We start from the raw sequence: 19571 nt of genomic DNA on the forward strand, positions 1-19571 counted from the left end.
AGGACAGAAAAAAGGGGACCAGAAAAAAGGGGACAGATTTATTTAATTATTTTAAGCCCGCCCCTGTCGCCGTTACTGTTCACCGCCCATACCTTTCGAGAAACGCCTCATCACTCGAGTCAACGGTAAACAACGCTTGCTCGTATCCCTCAAGGTCATCGCTCAACCAGGTTTCTCCAGGTCGCTGCAGATGAAACTTCACCGTCGCATCGAATTTATCACCTGAAATGGCTCCCTGCAGAACACCCGGCAGACCGGATTTGTTCCACGTTTCAAACACTGAAGACAAGTACGAGAGCGCGCATGCCAAAAACTCGGTTTTTACGTAATCATCGATATGGATCGAATTAACGAAGCACTCATACCCCGTTCTATCCGGGAAGTTCTTCAGGCTTGCGTTCCTCTGGAAGCTATCCAGGTTCGCCAGAAAAAAACAGCCATCCAGCTCTACGAAACCGGACCTTGCAATATCCGCCAACTCCCCGACCAGAGAAGTACGTCCCACCCGGCGGAGCATTTTCTCCATTTCACTGTTAAATCTCACAAATCCCTCAACTGATCTACACGGTGTCAAGCACCCTTCTCAAGGCTGAAGCAGCCCCTAACAACTCGGCGCCGGACCAATAAGGGGACAGATTTATTAAATAAAATAAATCTGTCCCCTTTTCGGTCCAATTTTTTCTATTGAATTAAATAAATCCGCCCCCCCTTCACCCATTTGCCCCTTTGTCCTTTTGCCCCTCACTATGGCAAAGTTAATAGATCTACCTCGCCGGAATCCTCAGGGCGCTGAAGAAGACATTTCCATCTTTCAATAACCATCCGCCACTCCACTAATGAAAAATGACTTTCCGGCTGCCCCACCCAGTCATCATTGACCAAAATATCAACTTGTACACCTGAGGCGTCCATGTTCAGCAGTACATCATTCCCACCTTCAATGATGGTGGTTTCCAAACCTTCTTCAATTGATTCGATGGCGTCAAGAATTCAGTGAAAAGGGGACAGATTTATTAATCAAATAAATCTGTCCCCTTTTTTGTCTTTTTTTATTTTTTCCTTGCCCCCTTTTCTTTGACTTGAGACCGGCTAATGCCCCCCCTTTTTGCCCCCTTTCTTTCATCAAGTTAACTTTTTACAAGCTTATAAAGCCGCGACCTCAGCATATCAAACTCATTATTCTCTACAACTAATGCCTGACCACCGCTATAAAGAACAAGATCACTCAGAGAGCCCATCCCACCATACATAGATACCAACTTCGACGAGGCATACTTAGGATCGCTGTGAAAATCTTCCCGAACACTTTCAAGAGCCGCCGCCCACTCCACCACGCGCCCACCCCCGACACCGCGAAGAAGTTCAATCATTCGTTTAAGAGTCAAATCAATATTTTTTAGATTCATTTCAGCGAACTCGAACTGATTATTTCGACACCCTTAATTAACCAACACTACAAAGGGGACAGATTTATTAAATCAAATAAATCCGTCCCCTTTTAGTGCTTCTTTTAGTGCTTCATAAGCAACCATTAATGCGCCCTCAAAAGATCAACGGTCCAACCTGATATAAAGTGATATCCGGGCCATAGTTTTGCTCTGAGTTCGACACCTCTACACAGAACACCTTCTCTGGAAATTTCTCCTTCAGCACCATGCGCCACGCAAAACCAATCACATTGCATAACTGAAGAAATATATCCTCCGAAACATCACTGGCACCTTGGCCAAAAACGTCATATATCTTCACAGCGTTCAATAGCCGCTCGGTCTTTGAAAGATCACCGGCGGCAAGGCCAAAACATCTGTCAAATGCTTCATTTGAAAAGTTTCGCTCTAAAAATACGCCACCCTCGGCAACCACAAAGTGCGGGAAGAACATCTTGGAAAACAACAAAGCATGGTCGGGCCGGCACTGGTCAAAGATGTACGAATGAACATCCAGGTCCTCCTGGCTCGACCACTGTTTTTTCCAGGAACAATACGCTTGGGTGTCAGTCACGGAAGGTATCGAATTGACCCGTTTCATTGCGCTTGCTCCAGACCTTGTCCCTGTGTGAGCTATCGTTGTGCGGAGGTTGAAGCCCGACGAATCGCTCGATCCAAAAACGATATCAATATAATGGCTCGATGGTAGGTAACCGGTGTTGGGCCGTCAATTAATGGGCTCACCGAGATCGCGGCCACCACCTCCCGGACAAGCCTGCCCGTCGCAATAATCTGTAAACTCTCCCCTCTTTCGCCGCCCTCTCCTTCCAGGCGGCCATCACCTCTTTATATTGCGGAGTCAGCCTTGCGTCTGTTTCACACCTCCGACTGGCACCTTGGGCAGAACCTGCACGGCCAGGAGCGCGATTTCGAACACAGCTGTTTTCTCGAGTGGCTGCTGCGCCAATTGAAGCTGGCGCAGCCGGACGTGCTGCTGATCGCCGGCGACATCTTCGACACGGTGAATCCGCCGGTCAAAGCCCAGGAACGCCTCTACGATTTCATCGTCAGCGCCCACGAACAGCAGCCGTTGCTGACTATCGTGATGATTGCCGGCAACCACGATTCCGGCTCGCGGATCGAACTGCCCGCGCCGTTGATGCGGCGTTTGCGTACCCATGCGTTGGGCCGGGTGCTGTGGCTGGACGACGGCCAACTCGATTCAGAACGCCTGTTGTTGCCGTTGCCGAATGCCTCGGGCGAGATCGCCGCATGGTGCCTGGCGCTGCCGTTCCTGCGCCCGGCCGAAGTGACCGGCGCACATCTGGGCGACAACTATTTGCGCGGCATCGGTCAGGTGCATGAATGGCTGATCGAAGCGGCCAACGCCAGGCGCCAGCCGGGCCAGGCACTGGTTGCCATTAGCCATGCGCACATGGCCGGCGGGTCGGTGTCGGAAGACTCCGAGCGCAGCCTGATCATCGGCAACGCCGAAGCCCTGCCGGCCAGCCTGTTCGGACCGAGCATCAGCTATGTCGCCCTCGGCCATTTGCACAAGCCGCAGAAGGTCAATGGCGAAGAACGGATTCGCTACAGCGGCTCGCCGATTCCGTTGTCCTTTTCGGAAATCAGTTATCAGCACCAGATTCTCGACGTCGTGCTCGACGGCGAAACCCTGGTCAGCGTCGAGCCGATACTGATCCCCCGTTCCGTCAACCTGCAACGCCTCGGCCCTGCGCCGCTGGCGGAAATCCTGTTGCAACTGGCCGACCTGCCAAACATCGATCTGCTGGCCGAGACCCAGCGCCAGCCGTGGCTGGAAGTGCGCGTGACCCTCGACGAGCCGCAACCGGATCTGCGCCATCAGGTCGAAAGTGCCCTGCAAGGAAAAGCTGTGCGACTGGTGCGAATCGCCGCCGAATACGCCGGCAATCGTGGCGCTGACGGCGTCGAGGACGGCAGCGCGCTGATCGAACTGGATCAGCTCACACCACAGGAATTGTTCAGCCGCGCCTGGCTCGACAATTACGGCAACGAGGTCGACGAGCAAACCCTCAAGGACTTCGCCGAGCTGCTGCAAGACGTACAAATGGAGGGCGAGCAGCCATGAAGATTCTCGCCATTCGTTTGAAGAACCTTGCCTCGCTGGCCGGCCCGTTCGAGATCGACTTCACCGCCGAACCGCTGGCCAGCGCAGGTCTGTTCGCAATCACCGGCCCGACTGGTGCCGGTAAAAGTACCTTGCTCGATGCCTTGTGTCTGGCGCTGTTCGGCGCCGTACCGCGCCTGAACAACACCAGCCGTGACGCCAAGGTGCCGGACGCCGACGGCGAAATCGCCACCGGCGACCCGCGCACTCTGCTGCGTCGTGGTACGGGCGAAGGGTTTGCCGAGGTGGACTTCGTCGGCGTCGATGGCCGCCGCTATCGCGCGCGCTGGGAAGCCAACCGCGCCCGGGAAAAGGCCGGCGGCAAGTTACAGGCCAGCCGCCAGAGCTTGCGCGATATCGATCAGGATCAACTGCTCGCCAGCCAGAAAGGTGAATACAAGGTTCAGCTTGAAGCGGCGCTGGGCCTGAACTTCGAGCAATTCACCCGCGCCGTGCTGCTGGCCCAGAGCGAGTTCAGTGCGTTCCTCAAGGCCGACGACAACGACCGCAGCGAACTGCTGGAAAAGCTCACCGACACGGCGCTCTACACCCGCCTCGGCCGGCGCGCGTTCGACAAGACCAAAGAGGCTCGCGAAGCCCACAAGCAGTTGCAGGATCAGGCCACCGGCGTGACTCCGCTGCCGCCCGAGGCCCGCGCCGAACTCGACGAACGCTTCAACGCTGCCCAGCAACAATTGAAGTTGCAGCAGGCGCAGCTCAAACAGCTTGAGCAGCAGCACACCTGGCTCAAGGATCTGCACCTGTTGCAGGACGCGCAGCAGGCAGCCGCCGAGCAATTGCAGAGCGCCGAACATGAGCGCGAAACGTTGGCCGGCGAACGCTTGAGATTAACGCGACTGGAGCAACTCGCCCCGCAACGACATCAGTTCGCCCGCAAGGCTGAAATCGATGCACAGCTGACACCGCTGGCGGCGCAAATCAACGCGCACACCCGGCAACAAGGCGAGCTGACCGAACACCAGGCTCAACTTGAACAAGACCTGAGTACTGCACAAATCGCCCTGAGCGAAGCGCAGAAACAACAGAGCGAAAGTGCGCCGCTGTTGCGTCAGGCCTTCGATGAGCAAAGCACCCTCGCCCGTCTGGCCAAGGATGTTGCTTCCGGCACCGAGGCAAAGCAGGCCGCCGAACAGGCCAGCACTGAGGGCCAAAGCGCAATCCAGACCCTGCTCGATCAGCAAAAGCAGGTCGCGGAACGCCTGCAACGCATCGCCGCCGATCTGGAGCAAAGTGCTCACCTGGCACCGTTGAGCGAAGCGTGGAATGCCTACCGCGACCGCTTGCAGCAACTGATGCTGATCGGCAACCGGTTGAACAAGGGCGAGAGCGAACTGGCGAATCTCGAACAGAACGCCGCCCGCGCCACCGAAGAACTGGCCACGCAAAAACAGCAGCTTGAAGTGCTGTTCAAAGAGGCCGGCGCCGAGCCGGACGCCGTCGCCGAGCAGATCGGCATCCTCGGTACCCTGTTGCAGGACAATCGCAAACAACTGCGCGCCGTCGAAGACCTCACACGTCTTTGGGCCAGTCAGCAGGAGCTGGACAAGCGCAGTGCCGAGTTGCAACAGCGTCAGCTCGATGCGCAGCAGGAGCGCGAGCGCCTGACCCAGGACGGAGTGAAAACCAAGTCCGAGCTGACCGTCGCCGAACAGACCCTCAACGTCACCCGTGAATTGCTCGAACGTCAGCGTCTGGCCCGCAGTGCCAGTGTCGAAGAGCTGCGTGCGCAATTGCAGGATGACCAGCCGTGCCCGGTCTGCGGCAGCAACGAGCATCCGTACCACCAGCCGGAAGCCCTGCTGCAAAGCCTCGGCCGTCACGATGAAAGCGAGCAGGCCAGCGCGCAGCAAGCGGTCGATCAACTGAAGGAAAAACTCACCGAGCTGCGTGCCAGTGTCGGAGGCGTGATTGCTCAACAGAAAGAGTTGCTGCAACAGCAGGAACAACTGGCGGCACAACAGCAAGCGCTGACGCCGAGCATCGAATCTCATCCGCTGGCCGCGCAATTATTGAATCAGGACAGCGACAAGCGCGCTGCGTGGCTCACTCGCCAGAACGATCAACTGAACCAGAGCATCACCCAGGACGAACACCGCCAGACCGCCCTGCTCACCTTGCAACAGGATGCGGCGCGCCTGACCCAGCAATTGCGTCACGCCGAAACCGCACACCAGCAAGCCACCCAGCACCTGAGCAATCAGCAGCGCGAGTTGAGCGCTGACCGCCAGCGTCTGGACGAAGAACTCGCAGCCTTCGCCACACTGCTGCCCTCCGAAACTCACGAAGCCCTGCGCGCCGAACCGGCCGCGACTTTCATGCAGCTTGACCGGCAGATTGCCGAGCGTCTGGCGCAAGTCGATCAGCAGAAGGAAGAGCTGGCCGAACAACAGCAACGCCAGCAGACGCTCGAGAAAGAGCAGGATCGTCAGCAAAGCCGCGTGCAGCAACTGCAAACCGCAGAGCAACAGCTCAACACACTGAGTGCTCAACAACAGGCCAGTCAGGAAAAACTGGCGCAGTTGCTAGGCGATCACAACTGTGCCGAGCACTGGCAGCAGCAGCTTGAACTCGCGGTAGAACAGGCGCGCAACGCCGAATCCACCACGACTCAGGCCCTGCAAGGCGTGCGCACGCGACTCGTGCAGATCGCCGCCGAACTCAAAGCGCAGCAGGAGCGTTTGCAGGCGCTGGAAACCGAAGACCGCGATCTGGCCGGCAAGATTGCCGACTGGCGCGCCCGTCATCCGGAACTGGATGACGGCGGTCTCGAAGATCTGTTGCGGGTCGATGACGCGCAGGTCGGCGAGCTGCGCGAGCGTTTGCAGCGCAACGAAAAGGCCCTGGAACACGCCAAAGTGCTGTTGCAGGAGCGTGATCGCCAGTTGCTCGGGCATCGGGCGCAACACAACGGCAACCTTGAAGCCGAGCAACTTGTCACTGCCCTCGCCGACTTGCAGAACCAGTGCGGCGCCAGTGAACAGCTCTGCGCCGAACTGCGCGCCGAGCAAGTCGAAGATCAGCGCCGGCAGAACGCCAACTCCGCGTTGGCGCAGCAGATCGCCGATGCCTATGCCGAATATCAGCGCTGGGCGCGGCTCAATGCCTTGATCGGTTCGGCCACCGGTGACACCTTCCGCAAGATCGCCCAGGCCTACAACCTCGACCTGCTGGTGCATCACGCCAACGCGCAATTGCGCCAACTGGTCAAACGCTATCGCCTCAAACGCGGCGGCAGCATGCTCGGTCTGCTGGTGATGGACACGGAAATGGGCGACGAACTGCGCTCGGTGCATTCGCTGTCCGGCGGAGAAACCTTCCTGGTATCGCTGGCCCTCGCTCTGGGTCTGGCCTCGATGGCGTCGAGCACGCTGAAGATCGAATCGCTGTTCATCGACGAAGGCTTCGGCAGCCTCGATCCGGAATCCCTGCAACTGGCCATGGACGCCCTCGACGGCTTGCAGGCACAGGGCCGCAAGGTCGCGGTGATTTCTCACGTGCAGGAAATGCACGAGCGGATTCCGGTGCAGATTCAGGTACAGCGCCAGGGCAACGGTTTGAGCACATTGGAGGTGAAATGAACACGATGTATTCCTTCCGCCGCTGCCCGTACGCGATGCGGGCGCGGATGGCGCTGCGCTATTCGGGCGTGCCGGTGGAGATCGTCGAAGTCAGCCTCAAGGCCAAACCGGCGGAGATGCTGGCGATCTCGCCCAAAGGTACGGTGCCGGTGCTGGATGCCGGTGGTCAGGTGATCGATGAGAGCCTGGAGATCATGCGCTGGGCGCTGGCGCAGAATGATCCGGATGACTGGTTGCTGGGTGGCGATTCAAGGCTTGCCGAGTTGATCGAAGCCAACGATCAAGTGTTCAAGGTGCATTTGAATCGCTACAAGTACGCCGAGCGTTATCCGGAACAGCCGATGGAGGTCTATCGCGCGGAAGGTGCGCTGTTCCTGCAGAAGCTCGATGAGTTACTCGAGAACCGCGACTACTTGCTGGCCGATCATCCTTGCCTGGCCGATATCGCGCTGCTGCCCTTTGTCCGCCAGTTCGCCCATGTTGATCGTGACTGGTTTGCGACGACGCCGTATCAGCGATTGCAGGCTTGGCTGCAGCGTTTTCTTGAGTCGGAGCTGTTTACCGCCATCATGAAAAAGTAAGCGCCTTACGCCAGTACCTGGCACATGCCGATGGCCGAGCAATCCACTTGGAATGGTCCGAGAAAACTCACTTCGGTTTTCACCGGTGGATTGCCGGCCAGCAGCCCCAGCGCATTGGCCCGTTCGATGTTGTGCGCAATGGTGTGGTTGGCCTCTATGGCCCGGGCCAGCCCGCCGACCGAGCCCTGGCCGAATCCCAACAGGGAGGCGCCATTGGTCATGATCGCCAGACCGGCGATGATCCAGAATCTGTAGCCTTTCATGCTCCGACGGCTCCCGCGAGTTCAACGGAATCCGCCGCTGCGTTTTGCGAGCGAAGTTCGAACTGGACGCCGGGATGTGCGACCTGGATCGGCGCATCGAAGCTGTGTTGCGACTGGGACGAAAGGCTGACGAACAGCACCATGACCAGGTACAGACCGATGGCCAGGTAGGCGCCGCGTTTTGCGGAAGTGATGATTGAACTGGCCATGATGTGTGCTCCGTGGACAATGTTTCGACGCCCACAGAATCAATCAAAAAAGCCGGGGTAACCACTCAGCGTTTGCCATAGTAACCATCAGCTTGGTTGATTATTTAGCCGGTCTATCCCGCCGTTTGAAAATGTCTATCGCCTGACAATACACACGCAAAAAACTGCCCAAGGCTGCGATCTTTTGATTTTGCTTTTGATAAACAAGATCAAAGGATCGCAGCCTTGGGCAGTTCCAGGGCGTGACGGAAATTTCAGTGTTGGGCTTTGTGATCCAGCGCGGCGTAGAAGTTGGCGCTCTGTTGCAGGTATTTCTGGGTGTAGCTCTGGGTGTGGGATTTTTTGTCGCTGATTTCAACGTTGGCGCTGGCTGGCAGAGCAACGGTGGCGGAGATGGCAGAAGCGGCGATAACGGAGAAGAGATTGAAGTTCATGGCGGTAACCCTCGTGTTCGGTTGGCTTGCTTGCCCGGTTGGGCCGTGAAGCAAACTTAACGCTCGAGGGTTGCTCGCTTGAAATGCTTTGCACCATTACCTGTTATCAGCAGGATTAATACAAAGCGTCAGGCCCCGTAGATCGGGGCCTGCGGCTTATTGACGCACAAGAAACTTGAGGTCGCTCGGGGCGTCCATCGGCAGTTTTTGCACGGTTTTGCCCAGCAGACCGGTCTTGCCATCACGTTCGACCACGACAATCTGGTTGCTCTTCTGGTTGGCGATCAGCAGGAATTTGCCGCTCGGATCGAGGCTGAACTCACGCGGGTGATCGCCTTCCACCGAACGTCGCTGCAGTTCCTTGAGCTGGCCGCTGGCCGGGTCGATGGCGAACACTAGCAACTGGTTGGCGGTGCCACGGTTGCTGACATAAAGGAATTTGCCATCGGCGGACGCGTGCAGCGCCGCAGCGGCTTTGTCCGAAGTCGGCTGGCCGGCTGCCAGATCAACCATTTGCGTCTGGGTCAGCACGCCGTCCTTGTAGTCGAACACGGCAACCTGGGCGCTCATTTCCATGGTCAGCCAGGCATGTTTGCCGTCAGCGCTGAACAACAGATGACGCGGGCCGCTGCCCGGTGGCAGTTGCACCGAAGCGGTTTTTGCCGGAGTCAGCGGCAGGTCCGGGTTGGCTTTCGGGTCGAATTGGTAGACAAAGACTTTGTCTGCACCCAGGTCGTTGGAGAACACAAAACGGCCGTCCGGCGAGGAAATCGTCGAGTGCACGTGGTTCGAGGCCTGACGCTCGAGGTTGACCCGACTCGCCGGGTGCGCGCTCATCTGCACCACCGGTTTGAGCTTGCCGTCGCTGCCCACCGGCAACACCGCGAGGGTGCCGCCCGGATCTTCAACCACCGAATAGTTGCTGACGAACAGATGACTGGCGTCGCCACTGAGGCTCGAATGGGTAGGCTCGTTGCCCAGGCTCTGCACCTGATTGATCAGGGTCAGGACGTGGGTCTTGGGATCGATCGAATAACTGCTGACACGGCCGACCGGGTCTTTCTGGCCAGGGCCGTTTTCGTTGACCACGAACACCCGGTGCTGATCCTTGGACAGGGTCAACCACGACGGGTTTTCGCTCTTGATCACCTGCAGCGGCTTGGCGTCGATCTGGCCGGTGGCGCTGTCGAAGTTCATCCGGTAGATGCCTTGGCTGGTGCCGGCGGTGTAGGAGCCGACCAGCAACTGGAAGCTTTCGGCCGAGGCACTGGACAGGCCCATCGCACCGACGCTGCCGGCCATCAGCAACGGCCAGAACTTACGCATGTTCATTCGGTTTCATCCTCGTCGTTGCTGCCACCGAACGCGTCCTTGCATACAAGACGGTGCTCGCCGGTATCACCTTTGATGACCCAGTTCTCTTTCGTCTGATCGAATGTTGCTGCTCTGACCTGTTCCGGGGTGAATTCCCAGTGCTTCGTCACTCGACCGTCCATGAGTTCGATATGCAGACCATCGTCTTCATAGAGAGAAAACTCGAAAGCGTACAAGCCGTCGATTTCAACCATGTCGCAGTGTTTGAGGACGTTGAGAAGGGTTTGGGGTTCGGCAGTCATGTCGATCATGTCTTTCAGGGGGAAAGTGGCAATGATAGCTCAATGTGGCCGCCGGGCCTCAGGGGAGCTTGCCCACACAAGACCCGGCGATCCGGCTTAGAGCGCTTCGCGTGAAGGCTTGCCGTCGACCAGTCGCTGAATCCGCAGCGGGTTGGCGTTTTTCAACGGTTCCGGCAGCAGGCTGTCGGGGCAGTTCTGGAAGCACACCGGGCGCAGGAAACGATCGATGGCCAGGGTGCCGACCGAGGTACCGCGAGCATCGGAGGTCGCGGGATAAGGGCCGCCGTGGATCATCGAATCACACACCTCGACACCGGTCGGGTAACCGTTGAGCAGGATCCGTCCGACCTTCTGCTCCAGCAACGGCGTCAGTTCCGGGAACTGCACGAAGTCTGCCGGTTCACCGATGAGGGTCGCCGTGAGCTGACCATGCAGCCCCAGCAGCGCCGCACTCAGTTGCGCCTGATCGGCCACTTCGACGATCACCGTGGTCGGGCCGAACACTTCTTCCTGCAGCACTTCATCGCCATTGATCAACAGGCTGGCATCGGCCCTGAACAACTGTGGCTGCGCCTGATTGCCCTGCTGCGGGTTGCCGGCCAGATGCTCGATGCCGGCATGCGCCAAGAGTTTTTCCAGACCCTTGCCGTAGCTGCCAAGGGTCCCGGCATTGAGCATGGTTTGCGCCGGTTGGTCGCCGATCAGCGCAGCGACTTGCTCAACGAACGCCGTGAATTGCGGCGAGCGAATGCCGATCACCAGGCCCGGGTTGGTACAGAACTGACCGCAGCCCTGCACCACCGACGCGGTCAGATCACGGGCGACGGTTTCCGAACGAACGGCCAGGGCCTGGGGCAACACGATCACCGGGTTGATGCTCGACATCTCGGCGAACACCGGGATCGGCTGTGGACGCGCGGCGGCCATGTCGCACAACGCCCGTCCGCCCTTGAGCGAACCGGTGAAACCGACAGCTTGAATCGCCGGGTGCTTGACCAGCCACTCGCCGACGCCACCGCCGTAGATCATATTGAACACACCCGCCGGCATCGCGGTTTTCTCTGCTGCACGAATCACCGCGTCAGCCACGAGTTCGGCCGTGGCCATATGGCCGCTGTGGGCCTTGAACACCACCGGGCACCCGGCGGCCAGCGCCGACGCGGTGTCGCCGCCAGCGGTGGAAAATGCCAACGGAAAGTTGCTCGCGCCGAACACAGCCACCGGGCCCAAGCCGATGCGGTATTGGCGCAGATCGGGGCGCGGCAGCGGCTGACGGTCCGGCAACGGCAGGTCGATTCGCGCGCCGTAGAAATCACCGCGCCGAAGAACCTTGGCGAACAGCCGCATCTGGCCGCTGGTGCGACCACGCTCGCCCTGAATCCGCCCGGCAGGCAGCGCGGTCTCACGGCAGACCACCGCGACAAAATCATCGCCCAGCGCATCCAGCTCATCGGCGATGGCATCGAGAAACTGCGCGCGGCGTTCGGCGCTCAAGCTGCGATAGGCCGGGTAGGCAGAAGCGGCCGCTTTGGCGGCGGCGTCCACTTCCTCCTGCGTCGCCTGAATGAAATCGTGAGGGAGCGCCTCGCCCGTCGTGGCGTCGATGCTCTGCAACTTGACGCTGCCCGCCGCACTGCGACGCCCGCCAATGTAGTTGTGACCGAGAATCTGAGTCATGGGATCTCCTTAAAGGGTGCCAATGCTGTCCGGTTGGAAAACGGCTTCAACCGGGGTGATGCCGTTGACCAGCGGCGCACCGAATTCGGCCTGGCTGATCTCGAACACATCGCCCGGCTGAGTGCGGATGCCATCGGCGAACGACAGGGTCGCGGTGCCGAAAAAGTGAATGTGCACGTCGCCCGGGCGCAGGAACTGGCTGTACTTGAAGTGGTGGTATTCGAGGTTCGCCAGGCTGTGGCACATGTTGGCCTCACCGCTGAGGAACTCGTTCTGCCACAGCACTTCGCCGTCGCGCAGGATGCGGCTGGTGCCGGCCAGATGTTGCGGCAATTCACCGACGCGCAGTTCCGGGCCGTAGCTGCAACTGCGCAGTTTCGAGTGGGCCAGGTACAGGTAATTCTTGCGCTCCATGACGTGATCGGAGAACTCGTTGCCCACCGCGAAACCGAGGCGATACGGCTTGCCGTCGTAGCCGATGACGTAGAGGCCGGCCATCTCCGGTTCTTCGCCGGCGTCTTCGGCAAACGGTGGCAGCGGGAACGGCTGACCGGGACGCACGACAATGCTGCCATCGCCCTTGTAGAACCACTCCGGTTGCACCCCGGCCTGCCCCGCCGCCGGTTTGCCGCCCTCCACGCCCCACTTGAAGATGCGCATGGTGTCGGTCATCGCCGCCTCGTCGCCGGCCTGCTGGTGCATCTTGTCCCGGGCCGATGCGCTGCCGAGGTGCGTGAGACCGGTGCCGCTGACCAGCAGGTGCGCCGGGTCCGGATGATCCAGCGGCGGCAGGATGCGCAGTTTGGCCAGCAGTTTGGCGTAATCGTGGCTGATGCCCAGGCCCAGAGTTTGTACTTGTTGCGCCAGGGTGCTGCCGGCTTCAATCGCCGCCAGGGCGAGGTCGCGAACCGTGCGCGCATCCTGCACCTCACGCACCAGACCGTCCTCGACCACCCCGACGCGGCGCTCGCCGTTACTCAATTCGAATTGAACCAGATGCATGATGTTCTCCTGTTAAGACAAATCCTGGATCGATATCAGGTGCGGGTCGCACCGCGAGCACTGGCGGCGAACTGATCAACCGGCAACACGTGTTTGCGCTCCAGCAAGCGATAGACGACGCCCGTCAGAACCAGCCCGAACACCATCACCCCGGACAGGAAGTACAGGCCCGAAGCGAGATTGCCGGTGTATTCCTTCAACGCGCCGATCACGAATGGGCCGATGTAACCGCCGAGGTTGCCCACCGAGTTGATCAAGGCAATGCCCGCCGCCGCACTGGCGCCGGCAAAGAAGCGCCCCGGCAAGGTCCAGAACACCGCCGTGCAGGAAAACAGCGCGAACGCCACCAGACACAACGCCGCCAGTTGCGCCACCGGCAACGACAGCCAGGCGCTGAGGAACAAGCCGAGGGCGCCCAGCACGTAAAGCACCGCCAGATGCCCGTAGCGATCATTCATGCGGTCGGAACTGCGCGGCACGATCAGCAGCCCGACGATGCCGAAGATGTACGGCACCGATGACACGAAACCGGTCACCAGATCGCTGCCGCCAAACTGTTTGATCAGGGTCGGCAGCCACAGGCCAAGTCCGTAGATGCTCAGGGTCACCGGCAGATAGAACAGCGCCAGCAGCAACACACGTTTGTCCTTGAGCGCATGCAGCGGATTGCCGTGGCGGGTCTGGCCGTATTCCTGCAGATCCTTTTTCAGCTCACCGGTCAGCCAGTCTTTCTCGGCCTGATCCATCCATTCCACTTGCTGCGGACCGTCCGGCAGCCAACGCAATACCGGCCAGGTCAGCAGGATCGCCGGGGTGCCGATGACGATGAACAGCCACTGCCAGCCATGCAGACCGAGGATGCCGTCCAGGCCCAGCAGGCCGCCGGACACGGGGCCGGTGATCATCATCGCGATGGGTTGGGACAGGATGAACAGGCCGAGGATCTTGCCGCGATGGCGTACCGGGAACCATTGGGTGATGTAGTACAGAACGCCGGGAAAGAACCCCGCCTCCGCCGCGCCGAGCAGAAAGCGCATCACGTAGAAACTGTGCGGGCCCTGGACGAACGCCATGCCGATGGTGATCGCGCCCCAGGTGATCATGATCCGCGCGAACCAGCGCCGCGCACCGAAGCGTTCGAGCATCAGGTTGCTGGGGATTTCCAGTAGAAAGTAGCCAATGAAAAACAGCCCGGCACCGAGGCCGTAGGCGGCATCGCCGATGCCGATGTCGGCGCCCATGTGCAGCTTGGCAAAGCCGACGGCGGAGCGATCCACATAGGCGATCAGGTACAGCAGGATCAGGAAGGGAATCAGTTTCAACGTGATGCGCCGGACAAGCCGCAGTTCCTGGCTCATGGGATCGGTCTCCGATTGTTGTTTTTATGGAACCTGCGGGGACGCCTCTCGCGGAAAATCGCCAGGGCCATCCCTCAATCGAAAACGACTATATAGTAATACTAATTACCCAACAACACTTCCAAAGCGCCGATTTTACGCTTATGTTTAGCCGAAGCTCGCAAACAATAGTCTTACAATAAGAGAATCGATCATGTCTGATAAGCAACCCACCCTGCGCTCCGCCCAATGGTTCGGCACAGCCGACAAGAACGGCTTCATGTACCGCAGCTGGATGAAGAATCAGGGCATCGCCGACCATCAGTTCCATGGCAAGCCGATCATCGGCATCTGCAACACCTGGTCGGAACTGACACCGTGCAACGCGCATTTCCGCCAGATTGCGGAGCACGTCAAACGCGGTGTGATCGAGGCCGGCGGCTTTCCGGTGGAATTCCCGGTGTTCTCCAACGGTGAATCGAACCTGCGCCCGACCGCCATGCTCACCCGCAACCTGGCGAGCATGGATGTCGAGGAAGCGATTCGCGGCAACCCGATTGACGGCGTGGTGCTGCTAACCGGATGCGACAAGACCACCCCGGCCCTGCTGATGGGCGCGGCCAGTTGCGATGTGCCGGCGATCGTCGTCACTGGCGGGCCGATGCTCAACGGCAAGCACAAGGGCAAGGACATTGGCTCCGGCACCGTGGTCTGGCAGCTCAGCGAGCAGGTCAAGGCTGGCACCATCACGATTGACGATTTCCTCGCGGCCGAGGGCGGCATGTCCCGCTCGGCCGGCACCTGCAACACCATGGGCACCGCGTCGACCATGGCCTGCATGGCCGAAGCACTGGGCACTTCCCTGCCGCACAACGCGGCGATTCCGGCGGTGGATGCGCGGCGTTACGTGCTGGCGCACATGTCCGGCATGCGTGCGGTGGAAATGGTCCGTGAAGACTTGAAGCTGTCGAAGATCCTGACCAAAGAGGCCTTCGAAAACGCGATCCGGGTCAACGCGGCGATTGGCGGTTCGACCAACGCGGTGATTCACCTAAAAGCCATCGCTGGGCGCATTGGTGTCGAGCTGGATCTGGACGACTGGACCCGCATCGGTCGCGGCATGCCGACCATTGTCGACCTGCAACCGTCAGGGCGTTTCCTGATGGAAGAGTTCTATTACGCGGGCGGCTTGCCGGCCGTATTGCGCCGCCTCGGCGAGGCCAATCTGATTCCGAATCCTGACGCGCTGACCGTCAATGGCAAATCCATCGGTGAGAACACCAAGGACGCGCCGATCTACGGCGAAGACCAAGTGATCCGAACCCTCGACAACCCGATCCGCGCAGACGGCGGGATCTGCGTGTTGCGCGGCAACCTGGCGCCACTGGGCGCAGTGCTCAAGCCATCTGCCGCCACGCCGGAACTGATGCAGCACCGTGGTCGCGCGGTCGTATTCGAGAACTTCGATATGTACAAGGCGCGCATCAACGACCCGGAACTCGACGTCGATGCGAACTCGATTCTGGTGATGAAAAACTGCGGTCCGAAGGGTTATCCGGGCATGGCCGAGGTCGGCAACATGGGCCTGCCGGCCAAGCTGCTGGCCCAGGGCGTGACAGACATGGTGCGCATTTCCGACGCACGCATGAGCGGCACCGCGTACGGCACAGTTGTGTTGCATGTCGCCCCCGAAGCGGCGGCCGGCGGGCCGTTGGCGGTGGTGAAGGAAGGCGACTGGATCGAGCTGGACTGCGCCAGCGGGCGTCTGCACCTGGATATTCCGGACGCCGAACTGGCGGCACGCATGGCGGATCTGCAACCGCCGCAGCAGTTGCTGGTGGGTGGGTATCGTCAATTGTATATCGACCATGTGCTGCAGGCGGATCAGGGGTGTGATTTCGATTTCCTGGTCGGTTGTCGAGGTGCTGAAGTACCCCGCCATTCCCATTAACACCGCCGCCCCCTTGTGGGAGCCAGCCCGCTGGCGATGGCGATCTGTCAGTTGATATTCATGTTGACTGATACACCGCTATCGCGAGCAGGCTCGCTCCCACATTGCTATGATGCGCGGCATCTCCATCGCTCAGGATCGTGCCGTTCCCCATGGATTACCGCAAACCTTCCGACCGTAAAAGCATGCACTCGCGCATCGTTCAGGAACTGGGCATGCAGATCGTCTCCGGCCGTTTTCTGCCTGACGACAAACTGCCCGCCGAAGCCTTGCTCTGCGAGGAGTACGCGGTCAGCCGGCCGGTGTTGCGCGAAGCTACCCGAGTGCTGGTCGCCAAGGGCCTGGTGTATTCGAAACCGCGCGTCGGCACCGTGGTCAAGCCGCGCCGCGAATGGCACATGCTCGACCCGGACGTGCTGCACTGGCTGATGCAAAGCAGCCCGCAGAACGAGTTCTTCAATGTCCTGACCAGCGTGCGCAGCATCATCGAACCGGCCGCCGCCGCCCTCGCCGCCCAGCATGCGACCGATGCCGACATCGCAGCCATCGGCGAAGCCTACCAACGCATGGAAGCCGCACCGACCCCGGAAGCCTTGCTGCAACCGGATCTGGATTTCCACAGCCGCATCGCCGATGCGACCCATAACGACTTGCTGGCGAACCTGTGCAACATGCTGTCGGTGGCAATTGCCGAAGCGTTGAAGCATTCGAACCAGCGGCCGAATCTGCATGAACTGGCGTTGCCTCGGCACAAGGCGATTCTCACGGCCATCGAAAACCGTGATGCATTGGGGGCTCGGCATGCGACGTTGGTGCAGCTGGATGATGCGCGGAGTGCGCTGAGTGTTGTGCTCGGCACCGAGCTTTCCTGAAGCCATAAAAAAGCCGCAACCCTTGGGTTGCGGCTTTTTCGTTTCAGGCTCGCCGATCAGTGAGCAAACAACGAATTGCCCTTTTGCCCCGCCAGCTTCTCCGGCTTGATCAGGAACTTCGCCAGTGCCGGCAGCAGCCACAGCGCACCGAACATGTTCCACAACAGCATGAAGGTCAGCATCAGGCCCATGTCGGCCTGGAACTTGATCGCCGAGAAGATCCAGGTGCACACGCCGATGGCCAGGCACAGACCGGTGAACAGCACCGCTTTGCCGGTGGATTTCAGGGTCTGGTAATAGGCTTCCTGCAACGGCAGGCCGGCACGCAGGAAACTTTCCAGGCGGCTGTAGATGTAGATGCCGTAGTCCACGCCGATCCCCACACCCAGCGCCACCACCGGCAGCGTCGCGACCTTGACGCCGATGCCCATGAATGCCATCAGCGCGTTGCCCAGCACCGAGGTCAGCACCAGCGGCAGCACGATGCACAGGGTCGCCGCCCAGGAGCGGAAGGTGATCATGCACATCACCGCCACGCAGATGTACACCAGAATCAGGATGGTCAGTTCAGCCTGCTTGATGACTTCGTTGGTAGCCGCTTCGATCCCGGCGTTACCGGCCGCAAGGATGAATTCCAGACCGTCCTTGTTGTTGTCCTTGGCGAATTCCTGCACGGCTTTCACCGCACGGTCGAGGGTTTCAGCCTTGTGGTCGTTGAGGAACACCAGCACCGGCGCCAGCGAGCAACTGTTGTTGTACAGGCCGTCGGCACGGGCGATGGAGTTGTTCAGCACGTCCGGGTTGCGCGACAGGGTTTCCCATTTCAGGTTGCCCTCGTTCATGCCCTTGATCATCTGCTTGGACACGGTCACCAGCGAGATCGCCGACTGCACTCCCTCGGTGTTCTGCATCTTCCACATCAGCTCATCGATCGGCGCCATCGCTTCATAGCGCGAGCAGCCTTCGGACTTGGTCTTGACCATCACCACCAGTACGTCGGAGCTGGTGGAGTAGTTGTTGATGATGAAGTTGTTGTCCTTGTTGTAGCGCGAGTCCGGACGCAGTTCCGGCGCGCCCTGGTCGAGGTCGCCGATCTTCAGGTTCTGGCTGTACCAGAGGCCGCCACCGAAGGCGATCAGGGCCAGCGCGATGGACACCGGTGCGACTTTCGGGCTGGCGAAATTCGACAGCAGGCGCCAGAACGGATGTTCGCGGTTCGCGTCCTTCTTGCTCTTGGCGATGGCGCGCTTGCTGATGCCGACATAGGAAATCGCCACCGGCAGCAGGATCAGGTTGGTGAACACGATCACCGCCACGCCGATGGACGCGCCGATGGCCAGTTCACGGATCACGCCGATGTCGATGATCAGCAGCGTGATGAAGCCCACCGCGTCCGCGAGAATCGCGATCATCCCCGGCAGGAACAGTTGGCGGAAGGTGCGCCGCGCGGCGGTCAGGGCGTTGTCCGCCTCGCTCGATTGCAGGGCGATACCGTTGATCTTCTGCACGCCATGGGAAATCCCGATGGCAAAGATCAGGAACGGCACCAGCATCGAATACGGATCGAGGCCGAAACCGAAGAAGTGCATCAACCCCAGTTGCCAGACCACCGCCACCAGCGTGGTGCTCAACACCGCCACGGTGCTGCGCAGGCAGTTGGTGAACCACAGAAGCAGAATCAGGGTGATGACGAAGGCAATGCCGAAGAACATCACCACCATCACCAGTCCGTCGATCAGGTCACCGACCTTCTTGGCGAAACCGACGATGTGGATCTTGACGTTGGGGTTCTGCGCTTCGAACTTGTTGCGGATCTTGTCTTCCAGTTCATGGGAGAACTGGCGGTAGTCCAGCGCCAGCAACTTGCCCTGGTCCTGCGGGTCCGGGTAGGACTCCAGCAGCGGGATGTCGACGATGCTCGACTTGAAGTCGTTGGCCACCAGACGCCCGACCTGACCCGACTTGAGCACGTTATTGCGCAGCATGTCGAGGCTGTCCTGGGAGCCGTCGTAGCTCTGCGGGATCACTTCACCGCCGGCAAAACCTTCCTCGGTCACTTCGGTCCAGCGCACACTCGGGCTCCACAGCGACTTCAGGCCGGAACGGTCGACGCCGGAGATGTAGAACACCTCGTCGTTGATCTGGCGCAGGGTCTCCATGTACTCCTTGGAGAAGATGTCACCGTCCTTGGCTTCCACCGAAATGCGTACGGTGTTGCCCAGGTTCGTCAGATCGTTGCGGTGCTCCATCATCTTCTCGATGAACGGATGCTTGAGCGGGATCATTTTTTCGAAGCTGGTAGACGGCCGGATCAGCGTGGCCTGCCAGAACAGGAAAATACTGACCAGTAGGCAGATCACGATCACTGCCGGGCGGTTGTTGAAGATCAGGCGTTCGAGGAACGTCGCCTTGTCCTGATGATGAGTGCTCAAGGAAGTCATAGCCCCGCCTTCT

Annotated in this window: 18 protein-coding genes; 5 read left to right on the forward strand and 13 right to left on the reverse strand. The window is 59.6% G+C overall.

What is annotated here, in order from left to right; genetic code table 11:
• Nucleotides 1–79 precede the first annotated feature (79 nt).
• From DLD99_RS16240 to DLD99_RS16250, 4 genes are all read right to left on the reverse strand, one after another.
• Nucleotides 80–544, reverse strand: coding sequence for a hypothetical protein (locus tag DLD99_RS16240; protein WP_114883582.1), 465 nt, complete (start codon nucleotides 542–544; stop codon nucleotides 80–82).
• A gap of 200 nt (nucleotides 545–744) precedes the next feature.
• On the reverse strand, nucleotides 745–957 hold the full coding sequence (locus tag DLD99_RS29135) for a hypothetical protein (protein ID WP_162803493.1): 213 nt from the start codon (nucleotides 955–957) through the stop codon (nucleotides 745–747).
• Nucleotides 958–1127: 170 nt separating this feature from the next.
• The gene (locus DLD99_RS16245; protein WP_162803494.1) at nucleotides 1128–1406 is read right to left on the reverse strand and encodes a DUF6966 domain-containing protein; all 279 of its coding nucleotides are present in this window, start codon (nucleotides 1404–1406) and stop codon (nucleotides 1128–1130) included.
• Nucleotides 1407–1542: 136 nt separating this feature from the next.
• Nucleotides 1543–2028, reverse strand: coding sequence for a hypothetical protein (locus DLD99_RS16250; protein ID WP_114883584.1), 486 nt, complete (start codon nucleotides 2026–2028; stop codon nucleotides 1543–1545).
• 264 nt (nucleotides 2029–2292) lie between these two features.
• On the opposite strand from DLD99_RS16250, the gene DLD99_RS16255 reads away from it, so the two are divergent.
• Genes DLD99_RS16255 through DLD99_RS16265 form a run of 3 tightly spaced genes read left to right on the forward strand, consistent with a single transcriptional unit; the run spans nucleotide 2293 to nucleotide 7756 of the window.
• Complete coding sequence (locus tag DLD99_RS16255; protein WP_114883585.1) at nucleotides 2293–3537, forward strand: exonuclease SbcCD subunit D C-terminal domain-containing protein; 1245 nt, start codon at nucleotides 2293–2295, stop codon at nucleotides 3535–3537.
• Nucleotides 3534–7175, forward strand: a complete 3642-nt coding sequence (locus DLD99_RS16260; protein WP_114883586.1) for an AAA family ATPase — start codon at nucleotides 3534–3536, stop codon at nucleotides 7173–7175. Before DLD99_RS16255 ends, DLD99_RS16260 begins: the two co-directional genes overlap by 4 nt.
• Complete coding sequence (locus tag DLD99_RS16265) at nucleotides 7172–7756, forward strand: glutathione S-transferase (protein WP_114883587.1); 585 nt, start codon at nucleotides 7172–7174, stop codon at nucleotides 7754–7756. The genes DLD99_RS16260 and DLD99_RS16265 overlap by 4 nt, the downstream gene beginning before the upstream one ends.
• A gap of 5 nt (nucleotides 7757–7761) precedes the next feature.
• Here DLD99_RS16265 and DLD99_RS16270 read toward each other — a convergent pair whose 3' ends face one another.
• The 8 genes from DLD99_RS16270 to DLD99_RS16305 form a co-directional block, all read right to left on the reverse strand.
• A complete protein-coding gene (locus tag DLD99_RS16270; protein ID WP_114883588.1) occupies nucleotides 7762–8019 on the reverse strand; it encodes a hypothetical protein in 258 nt (85 codons plus the stop codon).
• The gene (locus DLD99_RS16275; protein WP_114883589.1) at nucleotides 8016–8228 is read right to left on the reverse strand and encodes a hypothetical protein; all 213 of its coding nucleotides are present in this window, start codon (nucleotides 8226–8228) and stop codon (nucleotides 8016–8018) included. The genes DLD99_RS16270 and DLD99_RS16275 overlap by 4 nt, the downstream gene beginning before the upstream one ends.
• A 254-nt stretch (nucleotides 8229–8482) precedes the next feature.
• Nucleotides 8483–8662, reverse strand: a complete 180-nt coding sequence (locus DLD99_RS16280; protein WP_007941320.1) for a hypothetical protein — start codon at nucleotides 8660–8662, stop codon at nucleotides 8483–8485.
• A 156-nt stretch (nucleotides 8663–8818) separates the two neighbouring features.
• Nucleotides 8819–9994, reverse strand: a complete 1176-nt coding sequence (locus DLD99_RS16285; protein WP_114883590.1) for a lactonase family protein — start codon at nucleotides 9992–9994, stop codon at nucleotides 8819–8821.
• Nucleotides 9991–10278 carry a DUF5629 family protein gene (locus DLD99_RS16290; RefSeq protein WP_114886715.1) on the reverse strand — a complete coding sequence of 96 codons (288 nt, stop codon included), beginning with the start codon at nucleotides 10276–10278 and terminating at the stop codon, nucleotides 9991–9993. Before DLD99_RS16290 ends, DLD99_RS16285 begins: the two co-directional genes overlap by 4 nt.
• 96 nt (nucleotides 10279–10374) lie before the next feature.
• Complete coding sequence (locus DLD99_RS16295) at nucleotides 10375–11955, reverse strand: aldehyde dehydrogenase (NADP(+)) (RefSeq protein ID WP_114883591.1); 1581 nt, start codon at nucleotides 11953–11955, stop codon at nucleotides 10375–10377.
• Nucleotides 11956–11964: 9 nt separating this feature from the next.
• Nucleotides 11965–12957 carry an AraD1 family protein gene (gene araD1, locus DLD99_RS16300; protein WP_114883592.1) on the reverse strand — a complete coding sequence of 331 codons (993 nt, stop codon included), beginning with the start codon at nucleotides 12955–12957 and terminating at the stop codon, nucleotides 11965–11967.
• A 35-nt stretch (nucleotides 12958–12992) separates the two neighbouring features.
• Nucleotides 12993–14315, reverse strand: a complete 1323-nt coding sequence (locus DLD99_RS16305) for an MFS transporter (protein WP_114883593.1) — start codon at nucleotides 14313–14315, stop codon at nucleotides 12993–12995.
• Nucleotides 14316–14508: 193 nt separating this feature from the next.
• Here DLD99_RS16305 and DLD99_RS16310 point away from each other — a divergent pair, with 193 nt between their 5' ends.
• Together DLD99_RS16310 and DLD99_RS16315 are read left to right on the forward strand one after the other, a co-directional pair.
• Nucleotides 14509–16245 carry an IlvD/Edd family dehydratase gene (locus DLD99_RS16310; RefSeq protein ID WP_114883595.1) on the forward strand — a complete coding sequence of 579 codons (1737 nt, stop codon included), beginning with the start codon at nucleotides 14509–14511 and terminating at the stop codon, nucleotides 16243–16245.
• 152 nt (nucleotides 16246–16397) lie between these two features.
• Entirely contained in the window at nucleotides 16398–17117 is a 720-nt protein-coding gene (locus DLD99_RS16315; protein ID WP_085711331.1) for a FadR/GntR family transcriptional regulator, read from the forward strand.
• 56 nt (nucleotides 17118–17173) lie between these two features.
• Here DLD99_RS16315 and DLD99_RS16320 read toward each other — a convergent pair whose 3' ends face one another.
• Nucleotides 17174–19558, reverse strand: coding sequence for an efflux RND transporter permease subunit (locus tag DLD99_RS16320; protein ID WP_085711332.1), 2385 nt, complete (start codon nucleotides 19556–19558; stop codon nucleotides 17174–17176).
• Between the last annotated feature and the right edge of the window lie 13 nt (nucleotides 19559–19571).

Origin of the sequence: Pseudomonas kribbensis, from assembly GCF_003352185.1 — a bacterium.
In the GTDB taxonomy this organism is placed as follows: domain Bacteria; phylum Pseudomonadota; class Gammaproteobacteria; order Pseudomonadales; family Pseudomonadaceae; genus Aquipseudomonas; species Aquipseudomonas kribbensis.